Source organism: Teredinibacter haidensis (assembly GCF_014211975.1).
GTDB lineage: Bacteria > Pseudomonadota > Gammaproteobacteria > Pseudomonadales > Cellvibrionaceae > Teredinibacter > Teredinibacter haidensis.
The window spans coordinates 1,575,274-1,589,553 of record NZ_CP060084.1; the positions used below are offsets into that span (position 1 = coordinate 1,575,274).

13 protein-coding genes are annotated in these 14,280 nt (G+C 46.7%); 5 read left to right on the top strand and 8 right to left on the bottom strand.

The window, feature by feature from the left end; translation table 11 throughout:
• Window positions 1–15: 15 nt before the first annotated feature.
• Complete coding sequence (locus H5715_RS06100; RefSeq protein ID WP_185906605.1) at window positions 16–1,680, bottom strand: glutamine--tRNA ligase/YqeY domain fusion protein; 1,665 nt, start codon at window positions 1,678–1,680, stop codon at window positions 16–18.
• Between the two features lie 158 nt (window positions 1,681–1,838).
• Between H5715_RS06100 and H5715_RS06105 the strand changes: the two genes are divergently transcribed.
• Window positions 1,839–2,336, top strand: coding sequence for a peptidylprolyl isomerase (locus H5715_RS06105; protein WP_075187510.1), 498 nt, complete (start codon window positions 1,839–1,841; stop codon window positions 2,334–2,336).
• Window positions 2,337–2,341: 5 nt separating this feature from the next.
• Window positions 2,342–3,073, top strand: a complete 732-nt coding sequence (locus H5715_RS06110) for a UDP-2,3-diacylglucosamine diphosphatase (RefSeq protein ID WP_185906606.1) — start codon at window positions 2,342–2,344, stop codon at window positions 3,071–3,073.
• A gap of 151 nt (window positions 3,074–3,224) precedes the next feature.
• Here H5715_RS06110 and H5715_RS06115 read toward each other — a convergent pair whose 3' ends face one another.
• The 5 genes from H5715_RS06115 to H5715_RS06135 all read right to left on the bottom strand — a co-directional run bounded on the left by H5715_RS06115 (window position 3,225) and on the right by H5715_RS06135 (window position 8,711).
• Window positions 3,225–3,782, bottom strand: a complete 558-nt coding sequence (locus H5715_RS06115) for a cytochrome c3 family protein (RefSeq protein WP_075187382.1) — start codon at window positions 3,780–3,782, stop codon at window positions 3,225–3,227.
• A gap of 156 nt (window positions 3,783–3,938) precedes the next feature.
• Window positions 3,939–5,834: a HAMP domain-containing histidine kinase gene (locus H5715_RS06120; RefSeq protein ID WP_075187381.1), complete on the bottom strand. Its 1,896-nt coding sequence runs from the start codon at window positions 5,832–5,834 to the stop codon at window positions 3,939–3,941.
• A 240-nt stretch (window positions 5,835–6,074) separates the two neighbouring features.
• Entirely contained in the window at window positions 6,075–7,142 is a 1,068-nt protein-coding gene (locus tag H5715_RS06125; protein WP_246434714.1) for an ABC transporter substrate-binding protein, read from the bottom strand.
• Window positions 7,143–7,245: 103 nt separating this feature from the next.
• On the bottom strand, window positions 7,246–7,860 hold the full coding sequence (locus tag H5715_RS06130) for a MiaE family protein (RefSeq protein WP_075187380.1): 615 nt from the start codon (window positions 7,858–7,860) through the stop codon (window positions 7,246–7,248).
• Window positions 7,861–7,955: 95 nt separating this feature from the next.
• Window positions 7,956–8,711 (bottom strand): sugar-binding protein, encoded by a 756-nt coding sequence (locus H5715_RS06135; protein WP_075187379.1) that lies wholly within the window; start codon window positions 8,709–8,711, stop codon window positions 7,956–7,958.
• Between the two features lie 363 nt (window positions 8,712–9,074).
• Between H5715_RS06135 and acnB the strand changes: the two genes are divergently transcribed.
• Window positions 9,075–11,699, top strand: coding sequence for a bifunctional aconitate hydratase 2/2-methylisocitrate dehydratase (acnB, locus tag H5715_RS06140; protein WP_221892374.1), 2,625 nt, complete (start codon window positions 9,075–9,077; stop codon window positions 11,697–11,699).
• 140 nt (window positions 11,700–11,839) lie between these two features.
• Window positions 11,840–12,133 carry a hypothetical protein gene (locus H5715_RS06145; protein WP_075187377.1) on the top strand — a complete coding sequence of 98 codons (294 nt, stop codon included), beginning with the start codon at window positions 11,840–11,842 and terminating at the stop codon, window positions 12,131–12,133.
• Window positions 12,134–12,255: 122 nt separating this feature from the next.
• Here the strand turns inward: H5715_RS06145 and H5715_RS06150 are convergent, their stop codons facing one another.
• A complete protein-coding gene (locus H5715_RS06150) occupies window positions 12,256–13,419 on the bottom strand; it encodes a hypothetical protein (RefSeq protein ID WP_075187376.1) in 1,164 nt (387 codons plus the stop codon).
• Between the two features lie 214 nt (window positions 13,420–13,633).
• On the opposite strand from H5715_RS06150, the gene H5715_RS06155 reads away from it, so the two are divergent.
• The gene (locus H5715_RS06155) at window positions 13,634–13,819 is read left to right on the top strand and encodes a hypothetical protein (RefSeq protein WP_075187375.1); all 186 of its coding nucleotides are present in this window, start codon (window positions 13,634–13,636) and stop codon (window positions 13,817–13,819) included.
• A gap of 28 nt (window positions 13,820–13,847) precedes the next feature.
• On the opposite strand, the gene H5715_RS06160 is transcribed toward H5715_RS06155, so the two are convergent.
• Entirely contained in the window at window positions 13,848–14,138 is a 291-nt protein-coding gene (locus H5715_RS06160) for a histidine kinase (RefSeq protein WP_139309895.1), read from the bottom strand.
• Window positions 14,139–14,280: the final 142 nt, after the last annotated feature.

Here is a 14,280-nt window from a genome sequence, read left to right on the forward strand (position 1 = left end):
TCTTATCTTCGTTATTTATTTGTCAGCAATTTTTGCCCAGCTATCACGTAAACTGATAGTGCGGTTAAAAACAAGAGATTCCGATTTTGAATCACGACAGAAGTATCCCTCCCTCTCAAACTGGTAACCTTTGCCAACCCGTGCATCTAACAAGCCTTTCTCGCCTTTACAATTATCCAAAACGGTTAGGCTGTCTGGATTCAAACTATCAAGAAAATCTTTGTTGCCAGCGCCTGGAGCAGCGTCGGTAAATAAGCGGTCGTAAAGGTTTACGGTAAATTCTGTATGGTCGTGTACAGCAACCCACTGGATCACGCCTTTAGGTTTAATGCCATCTTCCGGATTCTGGCCAAGGGTATTTTCAATAATCCGCGCATGCACTTCGATAATATCGCCAGCATCATTTTTAATTGCTTTATCAGCTTCAATAACATAAGCGTTGCGTAAACGGACACGTTTGCCAATAACCAAACGCTTGTATTTTTTATTGCTTTCTTCGCGAAAATCTTCAACGTCAATGTAAACCTCATGCCCGAAAGGTAATGCACGTGAAGGTAAATCATCTCTGTTGGGATGGCCTGGGGCCGTCAGAGTTTCAGTTTTGCCTGCTTCATAGTTGGTTAACACCACTTTTAAAGGCCGCAATACGCACATCGCTCGCGGAGCATTTTTATCCAGATCATCACGAATTGCGTGCTCCAGCATGGCCACATCCACAACACCATCGGATTTGGTTACACCGATCATATCGCAAAACTTGCGAAGGGATGTTGCCGTGTAACCGCGGCGCCGGTAACCCGCTATCGTAGGCATACGGGGATCATCCCAGCCGTTCACATGATTTTCATCTACTAGACGCTTTAAAATGCGCTTGGACATCACCGTATAGCTCAAATTCAAACGACCGAATTCATACTGCCGTGGTTTTGCTGGTAGCGGCAGGTTTTCGATAAACCATTCATATAGCGGGCGGTGATCTGCAAATTCCAGCGTGCAAATAGAGTGCGTAACGCCTTCGATGGCATCTTCCTGGCCGTGGGCGAAATCGTACATGGGGTAAATGCACCACTTGTCGCCGGTCTGATGGTGCGTTTGTTTGCGAATTCGATAGAGGATGGGGTCGCGCATATTCATATTGCCGTGACTCATATCAATCTTTGCGCGCAACGCTTTGGTACCCTCATCGAACTCACCGTTCTTCATGCGTTCCAGTAAGTCCAGGCTTTCTTCAGCACTACGTTCACGGAATGGAGAATTTTTCCCAGCCTCGGTGAGGGTTCCCCGGTGCTTTCTCGCTTCATCCGGGGTCAAATCGCACACATAAGCCTTGCCCTCTTTGATTAGATGCTGAGCCCAGCCATAGAGGGTATCGAAATAACTTGAAGCGTAGCGAACATCACCCGCCCACTGGAAACCCAGCCAACGCACATCCTCCTTGATGGCTTCAACGTATTCCATCTCTTCTTTTTCGGGATTGGTGTCGTCGAAACGCAGGTTGCATTCACCACCAAAGGTCTCTGCCAGGCCAAAATTTAAGCATATGGATTTTGCGTGACCAATATGTAAATAACCATTAGGTTCTGGAGGGAAACGGGTGATCACTTTCTGGTGCACCCCGTCCGCCAAATCTTTCTTAATGATCTGTTCCAGAAAATTCAGGGGTTTTTCGTCAAGGCTCATAGATGGGCAACTCTTCTACAGTTAGAAAACAAACAGCCGGATGGCTATTTTTCAACACGGCAAAAGCGCGTATTATAGCCGCCTTCAAGCCCCCTGAGCAGGCTCATTTTGCAGCTTTTCAATTTTCTTCATGCCCCGCACGACCTAAGGACATACAAATGATTAGATTACACACAAATTACGGCGATATTGATTTGGAGCTAGATTTCGATAATGCCCCCAAAAGCGCTGCCAACTTCCAGCAATATGTGGAAGACGGCTTCTACGACGGCACCATTTTCCACCGAGTGATTAACGGTTTTATGGTACAAGGTGGTGGGTTTACACCCGATATGAGCCAGAAAGACACCCGTGCACAGATCGAAAATGAAGCAGATAACGGCTTGAAAAACGACAACGGCACCATTGCTATGGCGCGCACCTCGGATCCACATAGTGCCAGCTCGCAGTTCTTTATCAACATTAAGGATAACGACTTCCTCAACCATAAAAGCAAAGATATGCAAGGCTGGGGCTATTGCGTATTCGGTAAAATTGTCGCTGGTATGGAAGCGGTGGACAAAATCAAAGCTGTTGCAACCGGGTCGGCCCACGGCCACCAGGATGTTCCTGTAGAGCCTGTTATTCTCGAATCGGCCAAAGTTATCGAAGAATAGCCCCTATGACAGATTACTTTATCTCAGACCTACACCTAGAAGCTTCCCGCGCGCCTGTCGCGGAGGCTTTCTTTCGTTTTGTCGAGCAAACGGTAATACCCGAGGCGCCGTCCAACAAGCTGTATATTCTTGGAGACTTTTTTGATGCCTGGGTCGGTGATGACGACGATAATCCGCTCGCGCTTAACGTGCAGCAAAAACTACTGAGCTACACCCAAGCTGGCCTATCATTGTATTTTCAGCATGGTAATCGTGACTTCCTTGTTGGTGCGCAATTCGCCCAGGCTACAGGCGCACAACTATTGCCAGAGGAACACGTTATTCAGCTGGCGGATCGATCCGCCCTGTTAATGCATGGTGACAGTCTTTGTATCGACGACGAGGCTTACATGCAATTTCGTGCTCAGGTGCGAAACCCTGCGTGGCAACAACAGATATTACAACTTCCTCTTGAACAGCGAAGACTTATGGCACAGCAGCTCAGAGCACAAAGCCAATCGATGAACGCTATGAAAGCAGAAGATATTATGGACGTAAATGCTGAAGAAGTTACAGCAGCTCTGTTACGCCACGATGTCATTACACTTATCCACGGACACACCCATCGACCCGCCGTTCACGACATTGACGTGAACGGCAACAAAGCACAGCGTTTGGTTTTGGGCGATTGGGGTGAAAATGCTTGGTTTATTAAAGCAGATTCGGAAGGTTTGACGTTACATCACTTTGCCATTTAAACGCTGCGGGCCTGAGCCCGCAGCGTTATATTTCAGCTCCTATCAATGATACTTGCGCCAACAATAATGATTTAGGGGTCAACCCTTATGTTGCTTTATCCGGCTGCATTTTTAAGCTTTTAACTCCCCACAGCGCTAGTCGCTGCCTGAGTTACAACCTATCTTTTTTGAGCCACCCCTGCTCTTGCAGGTGAGCCCCAAGATTTGAGTGCCCGACATGCGCGTGACAACTGACACAGGTGAGTTCTTCTTGTTCGGCAAAGTACTTACGATGAGGAAGAAATGAGCTCCGGTTTTCATTAGAGCTTTGCTCTAAATATTTATGACAATTCAAGCAGCCAGAGTCATACACATAAGTTCCTCGATTTTCTCGTTTAGCATGCCAATCAATATCGTATGGGTCTTTAACTAAACCGATGGCGGGATCGACAATTCCATGGACACCTTTTACCCAAAGGTAGCTGAAGGAATTGTCATGGGATATATGGCAATCGCTACAGGTGGCACGCCAACCAACTCTATTGTTGCCACCGTGTAAATCTTCACGATAAGAGGTGCCAGCAGCTTTGTGGGAGTGACAACCGGTACAGAATTCGTAGTCTCCTGTAGCGTTAATGCCCGTATCGACAACCGCCCAACTCAATGTAATAAAAAAGCTAATCGCTGCCGTAGCAGCACCAATTTTAAAGAGGTTTGCTCGGGTAAACATATATCACCCTTAAATTGAATTATGATTATTATGAATAGAGGCGTGATGTGTAAAAGTAGAAGAATGAGGCTAGCACCAATTTATAGGCATTATCTAGACACAAATCAAATATGGCTTTTGCCTTAGGTGACCGCAAAGGACTTGTCGGGTTGAACGTTAATCCAGTTGAATTCCAGAGTATTCCAACTGGTCTACATTAGAAAATCTAGCGGGTACTCGTATGGTAAAACAGCTTCCCTTTCCATATTCACTTCGGACGGTGACCGCAGCCCCCAATAGGCGCGAGAGGCTAGCAACAATCGACAAACCTAGCCCCGTACCCTGACCAACCTCAAACCGCGTACTATCCTCAAACTGCTCAAAACGCCTAAACAATTTCTCCTGGTCTTCCGTCGTAATCCCTCTTCCCGTATCAGACACTTTTATGGCAAAATTCAAGTCGCCATAGCCGGGTTCCAGCTCCACTTTTACACTACCAGAATCGGTATACTTTATTGCATTGGATAGCAGATTTAGTAAAATTTGTTGCATTCTCACAGGATCTGTTTTCACATACGCATTAGCTACTGGATCAAATCCTATTTCAAGACCCTTTTCCTCCGCAGCAGTACTTATCTGCCCCACACACTCCCCACACAAATCACTTAAATTAACCGCGGAAACTTTTAACTCCAACTTGTTCGCCTCTATCTTACTCAAATCCAAGACATCGTTAATCATCGCCAACAAATGGCGACCATTTCGCTCTATAGCGTGGAGAGCCTGAATATGCCGTGGTGCCGATCCATCACTATGCTTTATTAACCGGACAGTAAAACCGATAATTGAATTCAGAGGTGTACGTAACTCATGGGACATATTCGCTAAAAATTCCGTTTTTATCGATAGCGCTTTCTCTGCCCTAATTTTTTGAATACTCAACTCTTCGTTTAGCATTTTTTGCTCGCGAACCATTCGCTCAGTTTCCACCAGCAGGCGGTTAGTTTGTTCGTTTTTGGATTTAAATACATCAGCAGACGACGCCAACATACCAATTTCGTCTCGTCTATGACGCTCAGGAATAAGACCAACCTTGTTACCTTCCGAAAGTTCAAAAAACACTTTCGTTATACGCTCTATTGGCGTAGTAATTCGCCAATAAAATAATACGGAGACTAAGCCAGCCATCAGTATCCCGAGCGCAGACAAAAAATTACTCCACGCATTTTGCCGGGCCATACTTTTACTTGTTTCAGAACGTCTAAGGTTCGAATCGGTCAAAAAGGCATCGTCCAGCGTTTTCGCATGAAACAGTATTTCATTGGCTGACCCTGTCATTACAACATTGATAAGGTACACATAGTGCCTCGAAATCGAGACCAACCTTAAAAAGTTCTTCTCGTATAGATTTAAGTCGCTGGAAAACCCACCCACGAACTCATGATTATTCACCAACTTATCCAGCCCATTCTGAGTCAATATAATACGTTTTTTATAGATATCTATATAAGCATGATCGTAAGATTCCAAGTAGGAAAGCGAAGCTGTATGGGCAAAAAGAAGGTCATTTTTCACCTTCAACAAGCTGTTGGCGTTGCGATTACTGAGAACATAATTTTCAATTTCAAAAAAAATCTGTGATTCAAGATGCTTATTTATCAACTCTGACCTCTGGTTGCGCAAACCCACAACAACATCAAAATTCTGTTTAAACTCAGACAGGTGACCCTGCATTCTAACAATCGTTTCCGATAAGTTCTCAGCCGTTGAAATCGTTTTCAGATTCTTTAACCTTCCGTCTACGGCGGCATAAAATCCATTGACTTTATTGACAGCATTTTTACTTGCCGTTTCTTTGAAAATAAATACATTCCGCTGCAGATCAACAACGTCACGCTCTACTTCGCTGAGCAAATCGGAAATAGCCTCTGCCTTTATGATCTCATCGAGAGCATTGTCGAACAGTTGATGTGACAGAGAAAAGAAATAGGTAAACCCAACGAGTGGCAAAACCAATAGGCTAAAGGCCACCAGTATTTGAGTTTTTATCGAGTGAAAGCTGAACTTTACCATGAGATCAGTGTTACCAATGGGCGCTTACATGCTAATAAATTCATACCATTTTTGAAGACTGTAATCATAAGTGGGCATTACCGTGTTCCAAACAGCAACGTTACTAAACCGCTTTAAGTAGGATCCTCCTGTCCTCGCTTGGCCAGAACGCACAGAAACATTACCATCGGTACCCTTTAGATTTTTTTCTGCATTTTTCCCCATGTACCAATAGTCCCACTCCTCCGCTGAAAGCAGAGGTCACGATCGTTCAGGATTGGAAATATAGTATCCCTGACGAGCAATAAAAGCCCCAGGCCAACCGGATAACCACCAGTTCATATAATCGTACGCGGCATCTTTTGTGCGTCCGCTTATAGCTGAAGATAGGCACATTACGCCGTGCCAACCCCGGTACCCTTCCCTAGGTGCCGCGTAGACAACAGGAACATTCAAACCGTTAAGCGCCGCAACAGCCGGTGAAAACATGCTTTCGATGACCACTCTTCCGCTTTTCATAAAAGCCACAGATTCCGGAACAGAGTTCCAAAAACCACTGAAATGACCTCGCTGCTTTTTCCGTTCTAATATTGCGAATAGCTGATCAATCTCATCGCGGGTCATGGAGCCAATATCCTTAAAGCTCATCAAACCTAAAGATTGAGCTGCCAGCGCCATATCAAAAATACCAATAGTGGGCGCATTTACGACGGCCACCTTACCCCTGTATTTGTCATCCAGCAGCCAGCCCCAACTTTCTGTTTCATAAGGAATACCGGGTGAAATGGCATCGGTGTTGTAACCAAATGAATCGACGTTGTGTACGTAAGGGAGAAAACTAATATGGCTACCAGGATCAGCGCCTAAACGGCCATCGGCCTGCACGTTGATAATTTTGTAAGGTGCATCTCCAGCACCTATTTTTGCGTCAACGGTTAATTTTCCTGTTTTGGTCAGAGGATTTACTTCATTCCAATGGACTATACGGGACTTATCAATAGCCTGAATGGAGCCGGACTGCCAAAGAATATTGATACTGTTTGACCACTGTTCGTAAAGATCAAACGATTGGGGAAACAGCGATGCCTTTTGCAGTACTGCGGCACTACCCTTGGCTTCGTACTCAATATTGATGCCCAAGTCAGCCATTGCCATACTGCGAAGCTCTTCCTGCAGGGTAACGTGGGTCCCTAATACACGCAGAGTGACATTCTTTTTTGCGTAGGCAAAAGGTGCTTTAACGCTAGTAGAAATCGCACCAACAGCTCCAAGTGACGCCTTGAAAAACTTTCTGCGCGTGACTTTATCGCGCCCCTTTTCGATCGTCACCGAATTCGCCAAAACAAACCACCCTTATTTGGAAGCGCTTTTGCCTCGTGCTATAGCAGCGTTAATAACTTGAGTCTAGCTGGGCTTGTGCTACCCGACCACTTTACCGGGACGCTATTTGACCGGGAACACCACTATGAAAACGAAAGCATTCATCTTCCGAGTTAACAAGCTCCCGATCCAATTCCAAAAAAACCTGTATACGACTTGATATATCCACACCGTTCGAAGCTTTTTGCGCCAACCCCAAATAGTCTTCAAAGTGACGAGCTTCTGATTTTAACAACGACAGGTAAAACCGTTGTAATTCCTCATCCAAATAAGGCGCGAGCTTTGCGAAACGTTCACAAGAACGCGCCTCAATAATACCGCCGACAATTAGAGTATCGATTAGCTTGGCGGGCTCATGGGTACGGATGGGCTTGCGTAACTCCGCCGCATAGCGCGACGCGGGCTCCTGCGTATAAACAATGCCGCGTTTCTCTATAATGGCGATAACTTGCTCAAAATGCCTTAATTCTTCCCTGGCGAGGCGAGACATCTTATGCAGAAGCTCAAAATTGTCGACGTACCGATAAATCAGATTCAGCGCTGTACTGGCTGCCTTTTTTTCACAGTTAGCATGATCGATTAAGAGCAGCTCAGGATGTTCAAGTGCCGCCACAATCCATTCATCGGGTGTTGGGCAAAGTAAAAAATCGGTAATTGCTTGCATCATAGGATTACAAAAGTAAGCACAGCTCTATTTGAGATAAGCATGTAATGAAGACTATTCTACTTGCCCAGACAAGGGCCTTTGCAGACGGTTTAATGCTAACGAACCAGCTCTACAACACCAAATACATTGGCATCGATCCAACCACGATTCCTATCGCCATTAACCGCTACGATATCTTCTGAACCAACAAAATGTTCTCGTGATTTCCCACCATCATTATCGCAGTAAGCGAGCATAAAACCGAGTTTTTTCCCGGCTTTTAGTCGCACCGGCTTAGCTGTTTTATCGCCATCAACAAAGGAATCATCAAAAACCTTTATCGCTACTTCCCACACTGTTTTGCCACCATAGCGTTTCCATTGGCTCTGTAAGTGATCGTTGTAAAGGTGCGGTGCCTTATCCGGCCCCGAATCCACCACCTGATTATCCAGCGCAATGTGGTAGGCAAACGCACTGTGGTTAAACTGATGGTCACCGCCAGAAGCATCCTCATCAATAAATATTTCCAGAGCTTCATCGTCCCAAAAATGTGTTAGGGGGTCAGCATAGACATCGGACATTACATCATCAACAATTTCAGCGAGCAGGTAAAGCCGGCTGTTATCCCAAACAATCTTCATGCGCCCGCTAAAGTCTTCCTCCGATAACGCGCCGCCAATAAGCACATGGTTCACATGTTTCCATTCAGCCTTTTGCCAAAAGCTTTCATCGGCGACACCGTCGATAACCGGTGCTTGAGCGGTAAACGGCGCCCTATAATAACTTTTGTTCTCGACGGTGTCGGCAGCATTCACCGAAACTACCATCGACAGGCTACACGTGATAAAAACCCAAAACACTACTTTTTTCATGGCTAAATCCTTATTATTAAACCGTGGAAGACGGCGCGGAAAATATAATCACTTACGAAAATAAATACCAGTCATAGAGACTATAACCCCGCGCTTATAGGGGCCATAAATTTTGCAACTACCGAAATTGGGTTAAATTGCGGTAGAATTCGCACCCCGGTATTTATGGGCCGTTTTTTGCCTATGACGCTATGTATCGCCTTAAAGGGTCATACCGTATAAAAAACGCGACAATGTGGCGCCGAACACTTTAAGAAATGCCACACCCCAAACCGTAATTCATCGATATTGGTTATCGATAGCCTCGTACACAGAGATCCTGTAGTACAGAGTAACTTACTATTAAAAAAGAGGACAATGACTGTGCTTGAAGCCTACCGTGAACATTTTGCCGAACGTGAAGCTCTTGGGATCCCCCCAAAACCGTTAAACGCAGAGCAGGTATCTGAATTGATACAACTGCTGAAAAACCCACCTACAGGCGAAGACGCTGTTCTGCTCGATCTGCTAAGTACTCGCGTTCCTCCCGGCGTGGATGAAGCCGCTTACGTTAAAGCCGGTTTCCTGTCTGCCGTTGCCATGGGTGAAGAAAGCTGCGGCCTTATCGACAAACCTGCGGCAATAAAGCTTCTGGGTAATATGCACGGTGGTTACAATATTGAAACCCTCGTGACCCTCCTTGATGACAATGTTCTCGGAGAGCTTGTTGCCACGGAACTCAAGCACACTCTACTGATGTTCGATGCTTTCCACGATGTGGAAGACAAGGCCAAGGCAGGGAACGCAAACGCCAAAGCCGTTATACAGAGCTGGGCAGACGCCGAATGGTTCACTAACCGCAATGCGGTTGCGGAATCTATTAAGGTAGCCGTATTTAAAGTTACCGGTGAAACCAACACTGACGACCTATCCCCAGCTCAGGACGCTTGGTCCCGCCCGGATATCCCTCTTCACGCTTTGGCCATGTACAAAATGGCTCGCGACGGTATAGAGCCCGCAGAGCCCGGCGCGAAAGGTCCGTTGGCGCAAATAGAGGAAGTAAAATCCAAAGGCGTTCAAGTTGCCTTTGTTGGTGATGTTGTAGGCACGGGTTCATCCCGTAAATCTGCCACCAACTCCGTACTTTGGTACTTTGGTGACGATATTTCAGGTGTACCCAACAAGCGCGGCGGCGGCATCTGTATTGGTAGCAAAGTTGCGCCCATCTTCTACAACACAATGGAAGATGCCGGGGCACTGGTATTTGAAGCTCCGGTCGATGACCTGGGTATGGGGGATATTATCGAGATCCGTCCTTACGACGGAAAAATCTTGAACGAAACTGGCGACGTCATTTCAGAGTTTGAATTGAAATCAGACGTATTACTCGATGAAGTACAAGCCGGTGGCCGTATCAACTTAATTATTGGTCGCGGGTTAACGACCAAAGCGCGCGAGTCCCTGGGCCTGCCAACCTCAGAGCTGTTCCGCATACCATCCTCCCCCGAAGATACGGGCAAAGGCTTCACGCTGGCGCAAAAAATGGTTGGTCGCGCCTGCGGTCTGGCCGAAGGTGAAGGCGTTCGTCCCGGCACCTACTGTGAACCACGTATGACAACCGTAGGCTCCCAGGATACCACTGGCCCCATGACACGCGACGAGCTAAAAGATCTCGCTTGCCTCGGTTTTTCTGCCGATCTTACTATGCAATCGTTCTGTCATACCGCTGCCTACCCCAAGCCCGTTGATATCGATACCCAGCATACCCTGCCCGATTTCATAGTGAACCGTGGTGGCGTCTCCCTGCGCCCCGGCGACGGTATCATCCACAGCTGGCTGAACCGTATGCTACTGCCCGACACCGTCGGCACCGGCGGCGACTCCCATACCCGCTTCCCGATGGGTATTTCCTTCCCCGCAGGCTCAGGGCTGGTGGCCTTCGCGGCTGCTACCGGCGTTATGCCGCTGGATATGCCCGAATCGATATTGGTTCGATTCAAAGGTGATATGCAGCCCGGTATCACCTTGCGTGACCTGGTTCATGCTATTCCCTACTATGCCATACAGCAGGGTTTGCTGACCGTAGAAAAGAAAGGTAAGAAAAACATTTTCTCTGGCCGAATTCTGGAGATTGAAGGTTTGAGCGACCTGACGGTTGAGCAGGCCTTCGAACTTTCCGATGCATCCGCAGAGCGCTCGGCTGCAGGCTGCACCATCAAACTGCCCGAAGACTCCATCGCGCAGTACCTGCGTTCCAATATCGTATTGCTGCGATGGATGATAAGCGAAGGCTACGGCGATAAGCGCACACTGGAGCGTCGCGCCAGTAAAATGGAAGAATGGGTAGCGAACCCCAGCTTAATGACCGCCGATGCCGATGCCGAATACGCCTCTGTAATTGAAATCGACTTGGCAGACATTAAAGAGCCCATCGTTTGCGCCCCTAACGATCCAGATGATGCGCGCCTGCTTTCAAGCGTGGCTGGCGATAATGTAGACGAAGTTTTCATCGGCTCCTGCATGACCAACATCGGCCACTTTCGCGCAGCAGGCAAACTGTTTGAGCAAACTCCTGGCGTATTGAAAACCCGCTTCTGGATGTCGCCCCCCACCAAAATGGATCAGCACGTACTGATGGAAGAAGGTTATTACAATATCTTCGGTGCTAAGGGCGTACGTATGGAAATGCCTGGCTGTTCACTGTGTATGGGTAACCAGGCTCGCGTAGCGGATAATGCCACGGTGCTGTCCACTTCTACTCGCAACTTCCCCAATCGCTTGGGTGCTGGTGCGAACGTTTACCTCACTTCAGCGGAGCTCGCAGCCGTTGGCGGCATTTTAGGTAAATTACCAACGCCGGAAGAGTATTTGGAATATGCCAGCAAAGTGGACTCGATGTCTGCCGATATCTATCGATATATGAACTTCGATCAGGTTTCAGCATTCGTTAAAGGTGCTGAAGACGGCAAACGTATCGCTGCAGTAGAGATTGAAGAAGTTAAAGTGTAGTTGGCGAAAAGGCGATTAAAACCCCGCTATAGCGGGGTTTTTTTTTACAAAAAAACGCCTTTCCAAACGTTTGCTGATGAAAATCAAAATGAATTCTCTATTTTGAGCTAAAAATAATAGATGATTCAGAGGAAACGAATATGAGTATGATCCCCGAAGACGACGTTGGCGTTTTAGAAGTTTTAATGAAGCGCCTCAACACGCAACGCTTGCCGCATGCGCTGGCATTAGAAAAGAAAGTAGACGAAGGGGAGGTTCTCAACGATTTCGATATAGAATTTCTACTAGAGGTCTTAAAGGATGTAAGGCGGGTCAAACCCATCTATGACCGCCACCCCGACTACCAACCCATTCTGACCAAGCTCATGAGCTTGTACACACACATCATCAACCGCGCTGCCGAGAACGAGTCTCAGCTTGCGCATAAAAACTAGAGGAATTCTTTTCTGTGTTGCACTTCTTACCAGAGCTACGATCATTAACGGCGAAGTGCACCTCAGTACAATAAATAATTTTAGACTCGCGCAGAACGCACATGGACTTAAACAGAGATTCCCTAGAAAAACATCTCCAGTGCAGCGAAACCCGCAATACCGGATAGTGGAGACGCTTCGGTTCCTTCGAACTCTTCACTGAACAAATTATCTACAGCCAGTTTGGCGATAAAGCTATCACCAAGTTGCAAACTGGTCGATACGCTTAAACGCTCTTCCTGGCTCTTTTCAAAACAAGCCGTTTCACATAGCGCATAAGCATTGCTCAACGCCCACTCCAGAGTCATCCCCTTTAAAGGAAGCGCATGTTCAACAGCAACCCTGTAATGGCTTTCAGCGTACGCAGTAAGTAACTGATCCAGGTCGGCAATATTACTTTTGGCGCGTTCAGTAACATAGCTAGCGTTAATTGAAACGTGCTTACCGACTGCTGCGGCGCCTTCTATAGAAAATGATTGGACTCGATAATCGCCCTCACTCTGTTTGTATCCAGCGCTCATCTCCGAATTTACAACAATCGCGCGATTCCCTTCTGTACTGAGCAAAGCAGCTTTAATGGCGGTGCGACCTTTGCTGTAGCTCAGCTCCGTACGGTAAACAGCCCGGTCATCGTGCTTTAACGAGCTAAACTCATCTCCACTCAGTCCGTTAAAATTCAGGGTAGCCATATCAATCAGATCAGGGCGGTAACGCCCTTTGTTGTAACTTGTGAGCCAGTTGATCTCTGCGCCCCGCAACTCACCTAAGAGCTTTTCAAGCTGAAAGTTATAGGTCAGCACGTCAAGTGCAAAATCATCGCCGCTAACACCAATATCTGCTAGGTACGCGATCCCAGCAACGAGATGGCCCTTAACGCCCATTTGCGTTGCAACGTCCAGAATTGAGTAGCTACTTTGGGTAACATCTTCAGATACTGTATAACGAACAGTCTCGGTATGCAGATACACCTCTGTTGAAGACAAGGATAGCTTACTAACCATCTCCAATCGCTCAGCTCTGGCATCAAAAATAGGAACATGAAGTGAGTTTCGAGCAGACGTTTGCTCGCGAACGACCACTGCAATCACCGGCGTATTGAACTCTTCGTAAATATTCTCCTGCCCATCATCGTACGCTGTCGCAACGGACGTTCCAGGAAGCCAGCTGGCAGCAAACGCTAACGTAGTTACGAACAAAGCGAGCACCGATTTTCGGTGGTATGCACTAAAACCTAACAGTGAAGTCATTCAGAAAGGGTCTAAACCTGGGATTAATTGGGTAATAGGAAGCTATATGAGAAACAATAGCGATAAAATCTCTGCACTTGGACAACTGATACATATGGTAACACCTTGAGTAACATCAAACAAAGCGTTATTTTTAGTAAGAATTTAAATGATATGTTTTAATTTCCGATAGCTATATAAAAATCAAATCGGTTGTTTTTTACTCGGAGGATGTATGGAAGATAAAGAGGAAGAAAACACTTCTACGGGGCGGCAAGCAGCCCTCCCCGTTAAGCGCACTAGGCTTTTAGCAGCAGTTGAAAAACTCTCTGCGTTGCCGCGTAGTATTGAAATTGGGTATGAAAATACTTATTTATTCGCTATGGACTCCGCTTATTTACCCGTAGTTACGGTGCGCTGAAGGCCTCGCTTACATTTTCAACAAGCCGCTACGCGACTTGGGAGATGGGCAGCTCCTGCTCTTGCGTCTCGGAGGTGACAACAAAGCGTGCAATAGAGAGCGGCAATGGACTGGACAGCATCTGCACGCAGACTTCCATGTGTTTGCTACGGTTTAAGCAATGCACCTGGCAAAAACTACCGATAAGTTTTTCCAAATGATCTCCAATATCCAGCTGTGTGTCGCTGGGAAAGTGGAAAACCAGCGCCTGACCACAGCCTATATCCACTGCAGCCAACTGTGTAAAACGATTCAATAACACTACTCGCCCTTCAATCATAATTTTATACTCCAACGAATCCATGTGCGGTTACCAACATTTGTGCCTCCGCAATCTGGTGCGCATTATAGATGACCCATTTCACAAGCTATGCCGGAAAAATCACAGCGTGGTTGTAGGATATTGTCCGGAAAATACGTGG

Excerpts from the sequence above, each read along its gene's own strand:
- H5715_RS06100 (WP_185906605.1), bottom strand. The coding sequence starts at position 1,680 with ATGAGCCTTGACGAAAAACCCCTGAATTTTCTGGAACAGATCATTAAG.
- H5715_RS06105 (WP_075187510.1), top strand. The coding sequence starts at position 1,839 with ATGATTAGATTACACACAAATTACGGCGATATTGATTTGGAGCTAGAT.
- H5715_RS06110 (WP_185906606.1), top strand. The coding sequence starts at position 2,342 with ATGACAGATTACTTTATCTCAGACCTACACCTAGAAGCTTCCCGCGCG.
- H5715_RS06115 (WP_075187382.1), bottom strand. The coding sequence starts at position 3,782 with ATGTTTACCCGAGCAAACCTCTTTAAAATTGGTGCTGCTACGGCAGCG.
- H5715_RS06120 (WP_075187381.1), bottom strand. The coding sequence starts at position 5,834 with ATGGTAAAGTTCAGCTTTCACTCGATAAAAACTCAAATACTGGTGGCC.
- H5715_RS06130 (WP_075187380.1), bottom strand. The coding sequence starts at position 7,860 with ATGATGCAAGCAATTACCGATTTTTTACTTTGCCCAACACCCGATGAA.
- H5715_RS06135 (WP_075187379.1), bottom strand. The coding sequence starts at position 8,711 with ATGAAAAAAGTAGTGTTTTGGGTTTTTATCACGTGTAGCCTGTCGATG.
- H5715_RS06145 (WP_075187377.1), top strand. The coding sequence starts at position 11,840 with ATGAGTATGATCCCCGAAGACGACGTTGGCGTTTTAGAAGTTTTAATG.
- H5715_RS06150 (WP_075187376.1), bottom strand. The coding sequence starts at position 13,419 with ATGACTTCACTGTTAGGTTTTAGTGCATACCACCGAAAATCGGTGCTC.
- H5715_RS06155 (WP_075187375.1), top strand. The coding sequence starts at position 13,634 with ATGGAAGATAAAGAGGAAGAAAACACTTCTACGGGGCGGCAAGCAGCC.
- H5715_RS06160 (WP_139309895.1), bottom strand. The coding sequence starts at position 14,138 with ATGATTGAAGGGCGAGTAGTGTTATTGAATCGTTTTACACAGTTGGCT.